17 protein-coding genes are annotated in these 14741 nt (G+C 68.0%); 9 read left to right on the plus strand and 8 right to left on the minus strand.

Translation table 11 applies throughout. From position 1 onward, the window contains the following. A partial coding sequence (locus tag AAG801_RS21400; RefSeq protein WP_341890177.1) for an alpha/beta hydrolase occupies positions 1–627 on the minus strand: 627 nt, incomplete at its 3' end. Between the two features lie 189 nt (positions 628–816). After that, positions 817–2031, minus strand: coding sequence for a formate-dependent phosphoribosylglycinamide formyltransferase (gene purT / locus AAG801_RS21405; RefSeq protein WP_341890178.1), 1215 nt, complete (start codon positions 2029–2031; stop codon positions 817–819). Positions 2032–2212: 181 nt separating this feature from the next. Here purT and AAG801_RS21410 point away from each other — a divergent pair, with 181 nt between their 5' ends. Genes AAG801_RS21410 through AAG801_RS21420 form a run of 3 tightly spaced genes read left to right on the plus strand, consistent with a single transcriptional unit; the run spans position 2213 to position 5323 of the window. Further along, entirely contained in the window at positions 2213–3061 is an 849-nt protein-coding gene (locus AAG801_RS21410) for a 3-hydroxybutyryl-CoA dehydrogenase (RefSeq protein ID WP_099793566.1), read from the plus strand. A gap of 40 nt (positions 3062–3101) precedes the next feature. Beyond that, positions 3102–3917: a crotonase/enoyl-CoA hydratase family protein gene (locus tag AAG801_RS21415; protein WP_101491348.1), complete on the plus strand. Its 816-nt coding sequence runs from the start codon at positions 3102–3104 to the stop codon at positions 3915–3917. Positions 3918–3976: 59 nt separating this feature from the next. After that, entirely contained in the window at positions 3977–5323 is a 1347-nt protein-coding gene (locus AAG801_RS21420) for a serine hydrolase (RefSeq protein WP_341890179.1), read from the plus strand. Positions 5324–5326: 3 nt separating this feature from the next. Here AAG801_RS21420 and AAG801_RS21425 read toward each other — a convergent pair whose 3' ends face one another. After that, complete coding sequence (locus AAG801_RS21425; RefSeq protein ID WP_153281755.1) at positions 5327–6100, minus strand: type III pantothenate kinase; 774 nt, start codon at positions 6098–6100, stop codon at positions 5327–5329. Positions 6101–6234: 134 nt separating this feature from the next. On the opposite strand from AAG801_RS21425, the gene lysM reads away from it, so the two are divergent. Beyond that, entirely contained in the window at positions 6235–6696 is a 462-nt protein-coding gene (gene lysM, locus AAG801_RS21430; protein ID WP_341890180.1) for a peptidoglycan-binding protein LysM, read from the plus strand. Positions 6697–6732: 36 nt separating this feature from the next. Here lysM and AAG801_RS21435 read toward each other — a convergent pair whose 3' ends face one another. Next, complete coding sequence (locus AAG801_RS21435) at positions 6733–7686, minus strand: AraC family transcriptional regulator (RefSeq protein ID WP_341890181.1); 954 nt, start codon at positions 7684–7686, stop codon at positions 6733–6735. Between the two features lie 130 nt (positions 7687–7816). Here AAG801_RS21435 and AAG801_RS21440 point away from each other — a divergent pair, with 130 nt between their 5' ends. Then, positions 7817–8089, plus strand: a complete 273-nt coding sequence (locus AAG801_RS21440) for a DUF4242 domain-containing protein (protein ID WP_101491353.1) — start codon at positions 7817–7819, stop codon at positions 8087–8089. Positions 8090–8104: 15 nt separating this feature from the next. Here the strand turns inward: AAG801_RS21440 and AAG801_RS21445 are convergent, their stop codons facing one another. Next, positions 8105–8515, minus strand: coding sequence for a rhodanese-like domain-containing protein (locus AAG801_RS21445; RefSeq protein WP_341890182.1), 411 nt, complete (start codon positions 8513–8515; stop codon positions 8105–8107). A gap of 219 nt (positions 8516–8734) precedes the next feature. Between AAG801_RS21445 and AAG801_RS21450 the strand changes: the two genes are divergently transcribed. From AAG801_RS21450 to AAG801_RS21460, 3 genes are all read left to right on the plus strand, one after another. Next, positions 8735–9850, plus strand: a complete 1116-nt coding sequence (locus AAG801_RS21450; RefSeq protein ID WP_099793581.1) for a TRAP transporter substrate-binding protein — start codon at positions 8735–8737, stop codon at positions 9848–9850. 88 nt (positions 9851–9938) lie between these two features. Next, the gene (locus AAG801_RS21455; protein WP_101491356.1) at positions 9939–10559 is read left to right on the plus strand and encodes a TRAP transporter small permease subunit; all 621 of its coding nucleotides are present in this window, start codon (positions 9939–9941) and stop codon (positions 10557–10559) included. Continuing rightward, the gene (locus AAG801_RS21460; protein WP_341890183.1) at positions 10556–12523 is read left to right on the plus strand and encodes a TRAP transporter large permease subunit; all 1968 of its coding nucleotides are present in this window, start codon (positions 10556–10558) and stop codon (positions 12521–12523) included. Before AAG801_RS21455 ends, AAG801_RS21460 begins: the two co-directional genes overlap by 4 nt. A 21-nt stretch (positions 12524–12544) precedes the next feature. Here AAG801_RS21460 and AAG801_RS21465 read toward each other — a convergent pair whose 3' ends face one another. Genes AAG801_RS21465 through AAG801_RS21475 form a run of 3 tightly spaced genes read right to left on the minus strand, consistent with a single transcriptional unit; the run spans position 12545 to position 13739 of the window. After that, positions 12545–12961 carry a DUF6691 family protein gene (locus AAG801_RS21465; protein WP_341890184.1) on the minus strand — a complete coding sequence of 139 codons (417 nt, stop codon included), beginning with the start codon at positions 12959–12961 and terminating at the stop codon, positions 12545–12547. Between the two features lie 14 nt (positions 12962–12975). Then, positions 12976–13413, minus strand: a complete 438-nt coding sequence (locus AAG801_RS21470; protein ID WP_192193941.1) for a YeeE/YedE family protein — start codon at positions 13411–13413, stop codon at positions 12976–12978. Positions 13414–13415: 2 nt separating this feature from the next. Beyond that, the gene (locus AAG801_RS21475) at positions 13416–13739 is read right to left on the minus strand and encodes a metalloregulator ArsR/SmtB family transcription factor (RefSeq protein ID WP_341890185.1); all 324 of its coding nucleotides are present in this window, start codon (positions 13737–13739) and stop codon (positions 13416–13418) included. Between the two features lie 95 nt (positions 13740–13834). On the opposite strand from AAG801_RS21475, the gene AAG801_RS21480 reads away from it, so the two are divergent. Beyond that, positions 13835–14734 carry an MBL fold metallo-hydrolase gene (locus AAG801_RS21480; RefSeq protein WP_341890186.1) on the plus strand — a complete coding sequence of 300 codons (900 nt, stop codon included), beginning with the start codon at positions 13835–13837 and terminating at the stop codon, positions 14732–14734. The last annotated feature ends 7 nt before the right edge of the window (positions 14735–14741 follow it).

The following is a 14741-nucleotide window of genomic DNA, read 5'->3' on the forward strand; positions in this document are numbered from 1 at the left end:
GAGCAGGTAGCCCTGCCCGTTCGCCTGGTGCGACGGATGGCCGCGGCGCATGTCGGTGGCCGGGTAGATCAGGAGCTGGAACACGATCGGCAGGTCACCCGCATCGCGCGCCGCGATCGACGCCACGGCCGCGAGGTTGCCGCCCGCGCTGTCGCCGCCCACCGCGAGGCGGCTCGCATCGAGCCCCAGCGCGGCGGCCTCGCGGCGCACCCAGCGGGTGGCGGCGAGCACGTCGTCCACGGCGGTGGGAAAGCGGTGCTCCGGGCCCATGCGGTAGTCGACCGCGACCACCGCGCAGCCTGCGCCGTTGGCCAGCTCGCGGCACAGCACGTCGTGCGTGTCGAGGTCGCCGATGACCCAGCCGCCCCCGTGGTAGTAGACGAGCACGGGCAGCGGACCCGCACTTGCGTTTGCGCCGAGTGGCTTGTACAGCCGCACCGGAATGGTGCCGTGCGGCCCGTCGGCGGCGAGCTCGCGCACTTCGGCGACCTCGGCCGGCAGCGGCTGCGTGGCCGTGCGGCGCTCGCGATAGAAGGCCCGCGCATCGGCGGGCGACAGCGTGTGGGTCGGCGGAATGCCGCGCGCTTCGATGAAATCCAGCAAGGCGCGCGCCTGGGGATGCAGCATGGTGTCTCCGGTGAATCGAACGGAGCGCTCAGTGTGGAGGGCGGGGTGCCTGCGGGGTATCCGCATGCACCCGCACCCGACCGGCGTCCTGGCGACAAGACCTGCACCATGCCCGCACCGCTGCGGGGTCGCTTGCGAAAACTGGCTACCGGGGCCCGGCTCGCGGGTTCACCCGGAGGGTTGGGTCGCTCAGGCCGTGCGCGGCTTCACGCGCGAGGCGGCTTCCTTGGCGAGCTTGCGGGCCGTGTCGGTGTCGGCCGCGTGCACCAGCGCCACGCCCATGCGGCGTTTGACGAAGCTCTCGGGCTTGCCGAACAGGCGGATGTCGCTGCCCGGCACCTGCAGCGCCTCGGCCACGCCGTCGAAGGCGATGCCGGTGGCATCGACGCCGCCGTAGATCACGGCGCTGGCGCCCGGGCTCTTGAGCGAGGTGTCGACCGGCAGGCCGAGGATGGCGCGCGCATGCAGCTCGAACTCGTTCTGCCATTGCGTGGCCATGGTGACCATGCCGGTGTCGTGCGGGCGCGGGCTGACCTCGCTGAACCAGACCTCGTCGCCCTTCACGAACAGCTCGACGCCGAACAGGCCCTGGCCGCCGAGGTCGGCCGTGACGGCCTGCGCGATCTGCTGCGCCTTCTGCAGCGCGGCCGGCGCCATGGGGTGCGGCTGCCAGCTTTCGACGTAGTCGCCGCTCACCTGCACGTGGCCGATGGGGTCGCAGAACTTCGTTTCGACGGTGCCCGCCGCATCTTTGGCGCGCACGGTGAGCAGCGTGATCTCGTAGTCGAAGTCGATGAAGCCCTCGACGATGACGCGGCCATGGCTCACGCGGCCGCCGGCCATGGCGTAGTCCCAGGCCTTCTGCACGTCGGCCGGGCCGTCGATCTTGCTCTGGCCCTTGCCGGAGCTGCTCATCACGGGCTTGACGATGCAGGGGTAGCCAATTCCTTTTCCATCCGCGGCATCGATGGCGGCCTGCAGCTCGGCCAGCGAATCGCAGAACTTGTAGGGGCTGGTCGGCACGCCCAGCGTCTCGGCGGCCAGGCGGCGGATGCCTTCGCGGTCCATCGTGAGGCGGGCGGCGCGGGCCGTGGGAATCACGCGCACCACGCCGGCGTCTTCGAGCGCCTGGAGCGTCTGCGTGGCGATGGCCTCGATCTCGGGCACGACGAGCGTGGGCTTCTCGGCCTCGATCAGCGCTTTCAGCTGTTCAGGGTCGCTCATGGTGATGGTGCGGGCATGGTGCGCCACCTGCTGGCCGGGCGCGTTCTCGTAGCGGTCGACGGCGATGGTCTCGACGCCCAGGCGCTGCAAGGCGATCAGCACCTCCTTGCCGAGCTCGCCGGAGCCGAGCAGCATCACGCGGGTGGCGGAAGGGGACAGGGGGGTGCCGAGGGTGGTCATGCGAGGGCTCGAAAAAATAGGGTTGAAAACAATCGCAGCACTGTAAGCCACCCCGGGGCAGTGTCGCCCACGGGAACGGCGGGCCCACCGGGCTGCTTCACAATGGCCGCCATTGCGCGACGGCGGCCCCGCGCCCGCCCTCGCCTGCGCTTTTCTTTTTTTGTTTCAAGGAGCATTTTTCATGACGATTCAAACTGTGGGCATCATCGGCGCCGGCACCATGGGCAACGGCATCGCCCAGGCCTGCGCGGTGTCGGGTGTCAACGTGGTGATGATCGACGTGGCCCAGGCCGCCGTCGACAAGGGCATCGCCACCATCTCGGGCAGCCTCGACCGCCTGATCAAGAAGGAAAAGCTCACGGCCGAGCAGAAGGCCGCCGCGCTGGCGCTGGTCAAGGGCTCGACCGACTACAACGACCTGAAGGGCGCGCAGCTCGTCATCGAGGCCGCCACCGAGAACCACGCGCTCAAGCTCAAGATCCTCAAGCAGGTGGACGATCTGGTCGGCCCCGAGGTGATCATTGCGTCGAACACCTCGTCGATCTCGATCACGCAGCTGGCCGCCGCCACCTCGCGCGCCGACCGCTTCATCGGCATGCACTTCTTCAACCCCGTGCCGATGATGGCGCTGGTGGAGCTGATCCGCGGCTACCTCACGAGCGACGCCACGCACGACGCCGTGAAGGCGCTGGCCGAGAAGCTGGGCAAGTCGCCCATCACGGTGAAGAACGCGCCGGGCTTCGTGGTCAACCGCATCCTGGTGCCGATGATCAACGAGGCCTTCTTCGTGCTCGCCGAAGGCCTGGCCACCGCCGAAGACATCGATGCCGGCATGAAGCTGGGCTGCAACCAGCCCATCGGCCCGCTGGCACTGGCCGACATGATCGGCCTCGATGTGTGCCTGGCCGTGATGGAGGTGTACCTCGAGCAGTTCGGCGATTCCAAGTACCGCCCCTGCCCGCTGCTGAAGGAAATGGTCGCCGCCGGCCAGCTGGGCCGTAAAACGGGCCGCGGCGTGTACACGTACTGATCCGCAGCGCCACGACGACAACAACAAGGAGACAAGACCGATGACTGCGACCCCCACCACCCCGCCCGCCGAAGGCTGCATCGACACGCAGGTGCTCGACCACGTGCTGCTGATCGGCATCAACCGCCCCGCCAAGCGCAACGGCTGGACGCCGCCGATGTTCAAGCAGCTGGCCGAGGCCTACACGCGGCTGGACGACGACCCGAGCCTGCACGTGGGCGTGCTGCATGCCTTCGGTGACCACTTCACGGCGGGCCTGGACCTGCCGGCGGTCACCGAGTACATGAAGCGCGGCGAGAAGGCGATTCCGGCCGGGCTGGTGGAGCCGCACGACTTCGGCCTGGAGGGCTACCGCCGCCGCACCAAGCCGATGGTGGCCGCCGTGAAGGGCATCTGCTTCACGGTGGGCATCGAGCTGATGCTGGGCGCCGACATCGTGGTGGCGGCCGACAACTGCCGCTTCTCGCAGATGGAAGTGCAGCGCGGCATCATGGCCACGGGCGGCGCCACGCTGCGCATGGCCGAGCGCGCGGGGCTGGGCAACGCGATGCTGCACCTGCTCACGGCCGACGAGTTCGACAGCGCCGAGGCCTATCGCCTGAACTTCGTGCAGAAGGTGGTGCCGGCCGGGCAGGAACTCGACGCGGCGCTGCAGATCGCGCAGCGCATCGCGGCCCAGGCGCCGCTGGCCGTGCAGGCCACGCGGCTCAACGTGCTCAAGGCGATCGAACACGGGCCGCTGGCGGCCGTGGCGGAATTCATCGAGACGCAGAAACGCCTGTCGAACAGCGAGGACGCGGCCGAGGGCGTGCGCTCGTTCATCGAGCGCCGGCCTGCGCGTTTCAGCGGCCGCTGAAGCCGTTGCTGCCGTTGTTGATGCCTGTTCCTTTTCTGTCGTCCACTGGAGCCCGTTGCATGCCCTCTTCTTCGTCGTTTTTCTTCTTTCAACGCACGGCGCTGGCCGCCGCCTTCGCCCTTCTTGCCGTGAACACCAGCCACGCCCAGACCCCGTCTCCGCCCGCGCTGCCCGATCCCGCCGCCACCTCGGTGGAGGCGATGGGCTGGATGCAGGGCTTTCCGCCACCGCCCGACAAGCAGATCACCTTCGACAACCCGGTCGGCGGCGTGTACCCGCGCATCCGCTGGAGCTTCTCGCACGTGCGCGAGACGGTGCCCACGGCCAACGTGTGGCGCGGCCCCGGTGCCGCCAGCCCGCTGCCGGCGGCCACGCCACGCTTCGACATCGAGGCCGTGCGCTTCCAGCCCATGGGCGGCGGCGAGACGCAGACCTTCGGCCAGATGGTCACGCGCACCTACACCGACGGCATCCTGGTGCTGCACCGCGGCCAGGTGGTCTACGAGAAGTACTACGGCGCGCTCACGCCCGAGCGGCCGCACCTGGCGATGTCGGTCACCAAGTCCTTCGTGGGCACGCTGGCGGCCATCCTTGCGCAGGAGGGCACGATCGACCCGTCGGCGCCGGTCACCAAGTACCTGCCCGAGCTCAAGGACACGGCCTACGGCGACGCCACGGTGCGCCAGGTGATGGACATGACCATCGGCGTGCGCTACTCCGAGAACTACGCCGACCCGAAGGCCGAGGTCTGGGACTATGCGCGCGCCGGCGGCATGCTGACGCAGGGCGCCAACTACACGGGCCCGAAGTCGTTCTACGAGTTCCTGGTCACGCTCAAGAAGGAAGGCACGCACGGCGACGCCTTTGCCTACAAGACGGTCAACGCCGAGGTGCTGGCCTGGGTGGTGCGCCGTGCGTCCAACCGCTCGCTGGCCGACCTGCTGAGCGAAAAAATCTGGCGCCGCATCGGCGCCGAGCAGGACGCGTATTTCATGGTCGACCGCATCGGCACCGAGTCGGGCGGCGGCGGCCTGAACACCGTGCTGCGCGACATCGCACGCTTCGGCGAGACGCTGCGCAACGGCGGTCGTGCGCCCAACGGGCAACAGGCCATTGCGAAGGCGGTGGTCGACGACATCCAGCGCGGCGCCGACCCGGCGAAGTTCGCGAAGGCCGGCTACGCGCTGCTGCCGGGCTGGAGCTACCGGAACATGTGGTGGGTCTCGCACAACCCGCACGGCGCGTACATGGCGCGTGGCATCCACGGCCAGAGCATCTACGTCGATCCGAAGGCCGAGATGGTGATCGTGCGCTACGCCGCGCACCCGATCGCCGCGAACGGAGGCAACGACCCGCTGACCCTGCCCGCCTTCCAGGCCATGGGCGAGGCGTTGATGAAGCCCTGAGGCTCAGCCGGCGCGCTGCTTCGCGATGACGAGCAGGCCGTCCATGATCAGGCTCTCGACCAGTTCGAAGTCGCCGTTCATGGCGGGCGCCATCTTCCAGCCCGCGCCGCCGGTCATGAAGCAGGCCGGCTCGGCGCCGCAGTGCGAGCGCACGTGCTGCACCATGCGCTCCACCGCGCCCGCGATGGCGTAGGTGCCGCCGCTGGTCAGTGCGTCGCTGGTGTTGGTGGGAAATTCGCGCACCTCGCCGGTGGGCACGTGCAGGCCCGCCGTGCCCGATTCGAGCGCGCGCAGCATGATGCCGTGGCCCGGCAGGATGAGGCCGCCCAGAAACTTGCCGCTGGCATCGATCGCCTCGACCGTGACGGCCGTGCCGATCAGCACCACCACCATCGGCCGCTCGGGCCCTTGCGTCAGCATGCGGTGGCGCGCGCCGATCATCGCCACGAAGCGGTCGGCGCCCAGCCGTGTCGGGTGGTCGTAGCCGTTGACGATGCCGGCTTCGCCCGCGCTCGACACCACCCAGCGCGGCGTGCAGTCGAAGCGCTCGGTGATCTGCTCTTCGGCGCGCCGCCGCAGCGTGTCGCCGGCCACCACGCAGCCCAGCATGGAGCCGGGCGCGGGCAACTCGGCCCAGGGGCCGTCGGCCAGGCGTTCGATGTGGTCGAGAAACTCGGCACCATGGGCCTGCAGTGCCGCTCCGGGGAAGGCCCCCTCGTAAAGCGCCCACTTGAGCCGGGTGTTGCCGATGTCGATGGCGAGGAAGGGGGAAGACATGCGCGCGATTATTGCGACTTTGTTGTTATTCCTGCTGGCGCCTCTTTGACAGTCGCGGTGTGGGCCTACGTGGACGCGGTCGGTTCGGCCGCTACATTCGCCTTTTCCATCCACCACGGCACAAGGAGAACACCATGGGATTGCTCAGCTTCATCAAGGAGGCCGGTGAAAAACTGTTCGGCGGTTCGTCGGCCGAAGCGGCCACACCCGATGCGAACACGGCAGCCGCCGCGGCCATCAAGACCTACATCGAGACGCAGAACCTCGGCCTCACCGCCTTCGAGGTGACCTACGTTGCAAGCAGCGGCGTGGTCACCCTCGCCGGCCAGGCGCCCTCGCAGGAAGCCAGCGAAAAAGCCTCGCTGGCCGCGGGCAACGTGGCCAACGTGACGAGCGTGGACAACAACCTCGTCGCACCGCCCGCACCGCCCGCCCAGTACCACGACGTGGTGCGCGGCGACACGCTCTCGGCCATCTCGAAGAAGTACTACGGCGACGCCAACAAGTACAACGCGATCTTCGAGGCGAACAAGCCGATGCTGTCGCACCCCGACAAGATCTATCCGGGGCAGAAGCTGCGCATCCCGGCGCTCTGATCGCGACCGGAGCAAGCCTGGCGCGCCTGCGCGTCGCTAGGCTCCGTTGTGCCGCCAGGCCCCTGGCGACACGCCGTACTCCCGCTTGAACGCGCGGTTGAAAGCGGCTTCCGATTCGTAGCCGACGCCTTCGGCAATGCGCGCCAGGTTGCCCTGGTCCTTGCGCAGCATGCCGGCGGCCAGGATCATCCGCCAGCGCGCCAGGTAGTGCATGGGCGGCGCACCCACCAGTTCGGTGAAGCGGTCTGCCAGCACGCTGCGCGAGGTGTGGATTTCCTGCGCCAGTGCATCGACCGTCCAGTTGCGCGCGGGCTCGGCGTGCATCAGCGCCAGGCAGCGACTCACGTGGGGGTCGCGCAGGCCCGCCAGCCAGCCGGGGTTGTTGGCGGGCATGGATTCGATGTAGCCGCGCAGCACTTCGGTGAACAGCACCTCCGCCACCTTGGCGGCGACCATCTCCGAGCCGGGCGTGTGCAACGGCGCATCACCCAACACGAAGTCGACCGACTGCTCGATCCACGGGCCCGCCGGCCTGCTGCGCAGCGGCGTGGTGAACAGACGCGGAATGTTCGCCATGACGGGATGGGGCGCGTCGCCTTCGTACGCGAACCAGCTGCAGACCAGCACCGTGCGATCGCCCTGGCCGCCGTAGCGGATGCGCTCCAGCTCGGGCGCCCTCGGACTCACCACATGCGACATGTCCACGGCCGCATGGTGCAGGCCGCTGCCCAGCACATGCGCGTCGCCGTGCGGCACGGCGATCACTTCGCCGGCGTGCGCGTGGATCGGCGCCTCACCGTCGACCTCGGCCCAGCATTCGCCTTGCAGCACCAGGTGGCAGATGGCCAGCCGCTGCGCGCCGGGCCTGAGCAGCTGCGCGATGTGCGCGCCCTTGGGTACCTTGAAGCACCAGGGTGCATACATGTCCCCGTTCAGGAACAGCGCGCCCTCCAGGCGGATGGTCCGCAGCACGTCCGACAAGACATCCATGGTCACCTCCCGGCAAGCGAGGGCGGGGTTTCGGTCAACAAGTCCGGCGAGGCGGGCAATGCAGAACGGCTGCGCGTTGGCACCATAGGCACTGGTCGCCTTCGACCGATTCTAGACAGAGGAGTACGTCATGCCCAAGTTCGTTATCGAGCGAGACATCGCCGGCGCCGGCAAGTTCACCCCGGCGGACCTGAAAGCCATCTCGCAAAAATCCTGCGGCGTGCTCAACAGCATGGGCACCGACATCCAGTGGATCCACAGCTACGTGACCGACGACCGGATCTACTGCGTCTACCAGGCGACCGATGAGGCCCTGGTGCGCCGGCACGCGGAGCTCGGTGGCTTTCCGGCCAACCGTGTGGACCGGGTGTACAGCGTGATCGACCCGGCCACGTCCGAGTGAGGCGAGCGGCGCTCTCTAGTTCTGGCGCCAGGGCAGCCCGCGCTTGCGCCAGCCGCCGATCAACCCGCGGTGCCCGCTCTCGTCCGGGTTGCCCTCGAAGCCTTCGAGGATGTTGTAGGCCTGCGCGCCCAGTTCGGTGGCCCGCTTCGCCGCGGCGATCGAGCGCACACCGCTGCGGCACAGCAGCACCAGCTTCTTCCCGCCCTCTGCAGCGGCGCGCACGCCGTCGTCGAACGCCGGGTTGATCGCCATGCCCGGCCATTGCTTCCACGCCAGCGGCACGGCGCCGGGCACATAGCCGACCCATTCGCGCTCGGCATCGGTGCGCACGTCCACCAGCACGGCCTCGCCGCTGCTCACCCACTGCGCCGCTTGTTCGGGCGTCACGTCGCCGGCGTAGCCTTTTTCTCCAACGGGTTCACTCATGTTCGCGTTTTCTTTCCAATTTCTAGGGTTAGCCCGAAGCCTTTGGCGGTTCGGGGCGATCGATCTGCACGCCAGATGATGGAATTTTTCACCGGTTCGTGAAAACCCTGTTTGTCACAAGGTGTGGCGCGCCAAAGATGGGGGTCGCGGCCTGTCGAAACCATAACTTGAAGACGACGGCCTGGGTGTTCCGGTCAGAGAACTTATGGAGAGAGACACATGACAGACAGCAAATCGCCCCGCCGTCGCAGCCTTCTCAAAGGCGCGGCAGTGGCTGCAGGCGCCATGTCCGCGCCGATGGTCAGCATGGCCCAAACCACGTCGCTGCGTTTCCAGAGCACCTGGCCGGCGAAGGACATCTTCCACGAGTACGCACAGGACTTCGCCAAGAAGGTGAACGACATGGCGGGCAACCGCCTCAAGATCGAAGTGCTGCCCGCCGGCTCGGTGGTGCCCGCCTTCCAGCTGCTCGACGCGGTGGCCAAGGGCACGCTCGACGGCGGCCACGGCGTGGTCGCGTACTGGTACGGCAAGAACTCCGCGCTCGCGCTGTGGGGTTCGGGCCCGGGCTTCGGCATGGACGCCAACATGGTCCTGGCCTGGCACAACTACGGCGGCGGCAAGGCGCTGATCGACGAGATCTACAAGAGCCTGAACCTGGACGTGGCGTCCTACCTGTACGGCCCCATGCCCACGCAGCCGCTGGGCTGGTTCAAGAAGCCGGTGGCCAAGGTCGAGGACATGAAGGGCCTGAAGTTCCGCACCGTGGGCCTGGCGGTGGACGTGTTCACCGACATGGGCACGGCCGTGAACCCGCTGCCCGGCGGCGAGATCGTGCCGGCGCTGGACCGCGGCCTGATCGATGCGGCCGAGTTCAACAACGCCTCGAGCGACCGCGTGCTGGGCTTCCCCGACGTGGCGAAGAACTGCATGCTGCAGAGCTTTCACCAGTCGGGCGAGCAGTTCGAAATCCTGTTCAACAAGGCCAAGCTCACGGCGCTGCCGACCGAGCTCAAGTCGATCATCGACTACGCGGTGCAGGCCGCGAGCGCCGACATGAGCTGGAAGGCGATCCAGCGCAACTCGCAGGACTACATCGAGCTCAAGAAGGCCGGCATCAAGTTCTACAAGACGCCCGACGCCATCCTGCGCGCGCAGCTGGCCTCGTGGGACAAGACGGTGGCCAAGAAGTCGGCCGAGAACCCGATGTTCAAGAAGGTGCTCGACTCGCAGAAGGCCTTTGCCGAGCGCGCGGGCCAATGGCAGAACGACTACACGGTCGATTTCAAGATGGCCTACAACCACTACTTCGGCGCCAAGGCCAAGAAGGCCTGAGGCCATCCGCCGACTCGAGGGCACCCGCGCGGTGCCCTCCTTGCTTGCCTGTCCGCGCGGCACCGCCCGCAGCGAGGAGCCCCTTTCGATGCAATCTTTCCTGTTGGCCGTCGACCGGTTCTCGACCTGGATCGGCAAGACGTTCTCGTGGTGCGCGCTGCTGCTCACGCTGCTCATCAGCTGGGAGGTGTTCTCGCGCTATGCGCTGAACCGCCCGCACGCCTGGGTGCTCGACGCCCAGATCATGTTGTATGGCGCCATGTTCATGACCGCCGGCGCCTACACGCTCTCCAAGAACGGCCATGTGCGCGGTGACGTGCTCTACGGCTTCTTCCGTCCCCGCACGCAGGCGCTGGTCGACCTGGTGCTCTACTTTCTGTTCTTCCTGCCCGGCATCATCGCGCTGACCTGGGCCGGCTGGGTCTATGCGGGCGAGTCGCTCGCCATCCGCGAGCAGACCTTCTCGGCCGAGCCGCTGCCGCTGTATCCGTTCAAGTACATCATTCCGCTGGCCGGCTTCACGCTGCTGCTGCAGGGCGTGGTCGAGATCATCCGCTGCGTGCAGTGCATCCGCACCGGCGCCTGGCCGTCGCGCGAGCAGGACGTCGAGGAAGTCGACGTCGAGAAGCTCAAGGAGATGGTGCACGTGAAGGACGAAGACATCGCCGCGCTCGACCGCGTGGTGGTGGCCAAGGAGGCCGCGCGATGAACATCCGCCGCGAACTCTGGTTCGGCCTGTCGTTCATGGCCGTCATCGTCGTCGCCGCGGCAGCCATGCTGCTGAGCGCCGACACCATCACCAACGGCCACCTGGGCCTGTTGATGCTCTCGCTCGTCGTGGTGGCGATCATGCTGGGCTTTCCCACGGCGTTCACGCTGATGGGCATGGGCATGCTCTTCACCTGGCTGGCCTACGACCGCGACTGGCACCGCACGCTCGACCTGATGGTGCAGTCGGCCTACAAGACCATGGCCAACGACGTGCTGATCGCCGTGCCGCTGTTCGTCTTCATGGGCTACCTGGTGGAGCGCGCCAACCTCATCGAGTCGCTCTTCAAGAGCCTGCACCTGGCGCTCGCGCGGCTGCCGGGCGCGCTGGCCGTGGCGACGCTGGTCACCTGCACCATCTTCGCCACCGCGACCGGCATCGTCGGCGCGGTGGTCACGCTGATGGGCCTGCTGGCGCTGCCGGCCATGCTGCGCGCGGGCTACAGCGTGCCGCTGGCCGCGGGCGCGATCACGGCGGGCGGCTGCCTGGGCATCCTGATTCCACCGTCGGTGCTGCTGATCGTGTACGGCGCGACGGCGGGCGTGTCGGTGGTGCAGCTGTATGCAGGCGCCTTCTTTCCGGGGCTGATGCTCGCGTCGCTGTACGTGGTGTACGTGATCATCATCGCGTGGCTGAAGCCGCAGTGGGCACCGCCGCTGTCGCAGGCCGAGCGCGTGGTGCCGCTGCCGCCGCTGTCGCAGCGGCTGGCCGACAGCCCCGCCGCGCACGCGGTGGTCGGGCTGCTGAAAGGCCGCCGCAACGCCGACGTGCCGTTCTCGCATGTGCTGAAGCAACTGGGCATCGTCGTGATGCCCGGCGTGCTCTTCCTGTTGGCCGCGGGCCTGAGCTACCAGTCGGTGACGACGGTGGAAGCGCAGGCGCGCTACGAGATCCAGGAGATCGGCGCGGCCGGAGCGGCCAGCGGCGAGAGCAGCGCGGGCGGCTTGCAGGAGCCCCCGTCGAACGACAGCCTGAAGGAACCGCCTCCCGAAGGCGGGCTGCAAGAGCCGCCGTCGGAAGAGACGGCCGCGTCTTCTGGCCCGCTGGCGGAACCGCCCGGTGCCGCTGCCGAAGCCGCCGCACCGGCAGCCGCTGTCGCGGAACCGCCGGCCGCCGCATCGTCGGCCCCGGCCGAAGGCGCCACGGCGCGCCCCGCGCCGACCTGGTGGTGGGTCACCTTCGCCGTCTTCGGTGCGATGGTCACGCTGTTCTACCTGTTCCTGAGTTTCGCGCGGCTCGAGATCTTCAAGATGCTGCTGGCCTCGTTCTTCCCGCTCGTGCTGCTGATCCTCTCGGTGCTGGGCTCGATCGTGCTGGGCCTGGCCACGCCGACCGAGGCCGCCGCCATGGGCGCGCTGGGCGGCATGCTGCTGGCCGCGGCCTACCGGCGGCTCAACCTCACGGTGCTGAAGGAATCGGTCTTCCTCACGGCCAAGACCTCGGCGATGGTGTGCTGGCTGTTCGTCGGCTCGGCCATCTTCTCGGCGGCGTTCGCGCTGCTGGGCGGCCAGGCGCTGGTGGAACAGTGGGTGCTGAGCATGAACCTCACGAAGGTTCAGTTCCTGATCCTGAGCCAGGTCATCATCTTCCTGCTGGGCTGGCCGCTGGAGTGGACCGAGATCATCGTGATCTTCATGCCCATCTTCATCCCGCTGCTGGACAACTTCGGTGTCGATCCGCTGTTCTTCGGGCTGCTGGTGGCGCTGAACCTGCAGACGGCATTCCTGTCGCCGCCGGTGGCGATGGCGGCCTTCTACCTGAAGGGCGTGAGCCCGTCGCACGTCACGCTGAACCAGATCTTCCTGGGCATGCTGCCGTTCATGGGCATCCAGGTGCTGGCGATCGTGCTGCTGTACATCTGGCCGCAGATCGGGCTGTGGCTGCCGCAGCTGCTGTACAAGTAAGCGGACGCCGCCCGGCGCTGCTCAGCGGCGGCGCTCGATCACTTCGAACAGGCCCATGCCCAACAGCATGGCGCCCACGAAGACCAGCGCCTTGACCTCGCCCGAGCCGAGCGAGACCAGCGCGGGCCCGGGGCAGAAGCCCGCGATGCCCCAGCCGACGCCGAACAGCAGGCTGCCGCCGACCAGGCGGCGGTCGATGTGGCGCAGGCTGGGCAGCGTGATCGGCCCGCCGAGCAGCGAGTCCTTGCGCCGGCCCGCCAGCAGGAAGCCGATGGTGCTCACCGCCACCGCGCCGGCCATCACGAAGGCGAGCGACGGGTCCCAGGCCCCGCCCAGGTCAAGAAAGCCCAGGATCTTGGCCGGATTGGCCATGCCGGAGACGATGAGGCCGAGCCCGAAGACAAGGCCGGCGAGCAAAGAAGCAATGGCGGTCCACATGGCAGTCTCCCGGTTCACAGATTCAACAGGTGGCGCACCACGAACACCGTGGCGAACCCCGCGGCCATGAACGCCAGCGTGGCGACCAGCGAGCGCGGCGACCGCCGCGCCAACCCGCACACGCCGTGACCGCTGGTGCAGCCCGCGCCATAGCGCGTGCCCACGCCCACCAGCAGCCCGGCCAGCGCGAGCGTGCCGTAGCCCGCGTCGATCTGTACCGCGGGCAGCGCGGTGAACAACCCGTACACGAGCGGCGCGCCGACCAGCCCGAGCACGAAGGCCGCGCGCCAGGTCACGTCGCCCTTCATGGGCCGCAGCAAGCCGCCCAGCACACCACTGACGCCAGCGATGCGCCCATTGAGCAGCACGAACATCGCCGCGGAAAGTCCGATGAGCACGCCGCCGGCCAGTGCGGCCCAGGGCGTGAAATGAGGCCAGTCGATGGTGGGCATCTTCAGTTCTCCTTAGGACAGTAGAGGCGGTACAGGACCGCGAGGATCTCGAGCAGCGCGGAGTCGGCCACGCTGTAGTGGATGTTCTTGCCTTCGCGGCGCGTGGTCACCACGCCCTCGGTGCGCAGCACCGACAGTTGCTGCGACAAGGTGGGCTGGCGGATGCCCAGCGCGCTTTCGAGATCGCTCACGCACATCTCGCCCTGCGAGAGCTGGCACAGCAGCAGCAGCCGGTCTTCATTGGCCAGCAGCTTGAGCACGGCGACCGCCTGGCCGGCCGCGCCTCTCAACTGCGCGGGATCGATGACGAGAGTGGAAGCCTTCATGGGGAGATTGTCAGTTCGTGAATTTATATTCTATCAATTCATATAATATTGATCGCTTGAATGAGCCTCAGACCTCGTTCGCGAAAGGAATGTCCATGACCACGCCCCGCGCCACCACCCAGGCGTTCTTCGATCCTGCAACGGGCACGGTGTCCTACGTGGTGTGGGACCGCGCCACGAAACGCGCCGCCGTCATCGACCCGGTGCTCGACTACGACTTCCGCTCCGGCCACACCGACACCGTTTCGGCCGATCGCCTGCTGGCGTACCTGCGCGCGCAGGCCTTGCAGGTCGACTGGATTCTGGAGACCCACGCGCACGCCGACCACCTCTCGGGCGCGCGCCATGTGCAGTCGCAGGCCGGCGGGCGCATCGCCATCGGCGAGCACATCCGCACGGTGCAAGCCACCTTCCGCCACCTCTACAACCTGGAGCGCGACTTCCTGCCCGACGGCAGCCAGTTCGACCACCTCTTCAAGGATGGAGAAAGCTTTCGCATCGGCGAGATCGAGGCGCAGGCCCTGCGCGTGCCCGGCCACACGCCGGCCGACATGGCGTACCTCGTCGACGACGCGGTCTTCGTCGGCGACACGCTCTTCATGCCCGACCTGGGCAGCGCGCGCGCCGACTTTCCGGGCGGCGACGCGCGCGAGCTCTACCGTTCGATGCGCCGGCTGCTCACGCTGCCGCCCGAGACCACCGTGTACGTCTGCCACGACTACCCGCCCGCCACGCGCGAGCCCCGCTGGCAGAGCACCGTGGCGCAGCAGCGCGCCCACAACATCCACGTGCGCGACGGCATCGGCGAAGACGAATTCGTGCGCATGCGCACCGCGCGCGACGCCACGCTCGAAGTGCCGACGCTGATCCTGCCGTCGATGCAGGTCAACGTGCGCGGCGGCCGGTTGCCGCCGCCCGACGACAACGGCGTGGCCTACCTGCGCATTCCCTTGAACACCCTGCCAGGCCATCGCGGCCCCGCCACGACGGCCTGAAGGCGCT

The sequence above is a fragment of the Variovorax sp. YR752 genome (assembly GCF_943372545.1).

Excerpts from the sequence above, each read along its gene's own strand:
- purT (WP_341890178.1), bottom strand. The coding sequence starts at position 2,031 with ATGACCACCCTCGGCACCCCCCTGTCCCCTTCCGCCACCCGCGTGATG.
- AAG801_RS21410 (WP_099793566.1), top strand. The coding sequence starts at position 2,213 with ATGACGATTCAAACTGTGGGCATCATCGGCGCCGGCACCATGGGCAAC.
- AAG801_RS21415 (WP_101491348.1), top strand. The coding sequence starts at position 3,102 with ATGACTGCGACCCCCACCACCCCGCCCGCCGAAGGCTGCATCGACACG.
- AAG801_RS21420 (WP_341890179.1), top strand. The coding sequence starts at position 3,977 with ATGCCCTCTTCTTCGTCGTTTTTCTTCTTTCAACGCACGGCGCTGGCC.
- AAG801_RS21425 (WP_153281755.1), bottom strand. The coding sequence starts at position 6,100 with ATGTCTTCCCCCTTCCTCGCCATCGACATCGGCAACACCCGGCTCAAG.
- lysM (WP_341890180.1), top strand. The coding sequence starts at position 6,235 with ATGGGATTGCTCAGCTTCATCAAGGAGGCCGGTGAAAAACTGTTCGGC.
- AAG801_RS21435 (WP_341890181.1), bottom strand. The coding sequence starts at position 7,686 with ATGGATGTCTTGTCGGACGTGCTGCGGACCATCCGCCTGGAGGGCGCG.
- AAG801_RS21440 (WP_101491353.1), top strand. The coding sequence starts at position 7,817 with ATGCCCAAGTTCGTTATCGAGCGAGACATCGCCGGCGCCGGCAAGTTC.
- AAG801_RS21445 (WP_341890182.1), bottom strand. The coding sequence starts at position 8,515 with ATGAGTGAACCCGTTGGAGAAAAAGGCTACGCCGGCGACGTGACGCCC.
- AAG801_RS21450 (WP_099793581.1), top strand. The coding sequence starts at position 8,735 with ATGACAGACAGCAAATCGCCCCGCCGTCGCAGCCTTCTCAAAGGCGCG.
- AAG801_RS21455 (WP_101491356.1), top strand. The coding sequence starts at position 9,939 with ATGCAATCTTTCCTGTTGGCCGTCGACCGGTTCTCGACCTGGATCGGC.
- AAG801_RS21460 (WP_341890183.1), top strand. The coding sequence starts at position 10,556 with ATGAACATCCGCCGCGAACTCTGGTTCGGCCTGTCGTTCATGGCCGTC.
- AAG801_RS21465 (WP_341890184.1), bottom strand. The coding sequence starts at position 12,961 with ATGTGGACCGCCATTGCTTCTTTGCTCGCCGGCCTTGTCTTCGGGCTC.
- AAG801_RS21470 (WP_192193941.1), bottom strand. The coding sequence starts at position 13,413 with ATGCCCACCATCGACTGGCCTCATTTCACGCCCTGGGCCGCACTGGCC.
- AAG801_RS21475 (WP_341890185.1), bottom strand. The coding sequence starts at position 13,739 with ATGAAGGCTTCCACTCTCGTCATCGATCCCGCGCAGTTGAGAGGCGCG.
- AAG801_RS21480 (WP_341890186.1), top strand. The coding sequence starts at position 13,835 with ATGACCACGCCCCGCGCCACCACCCAGGCGTTCTTCGATCCTGCAACG.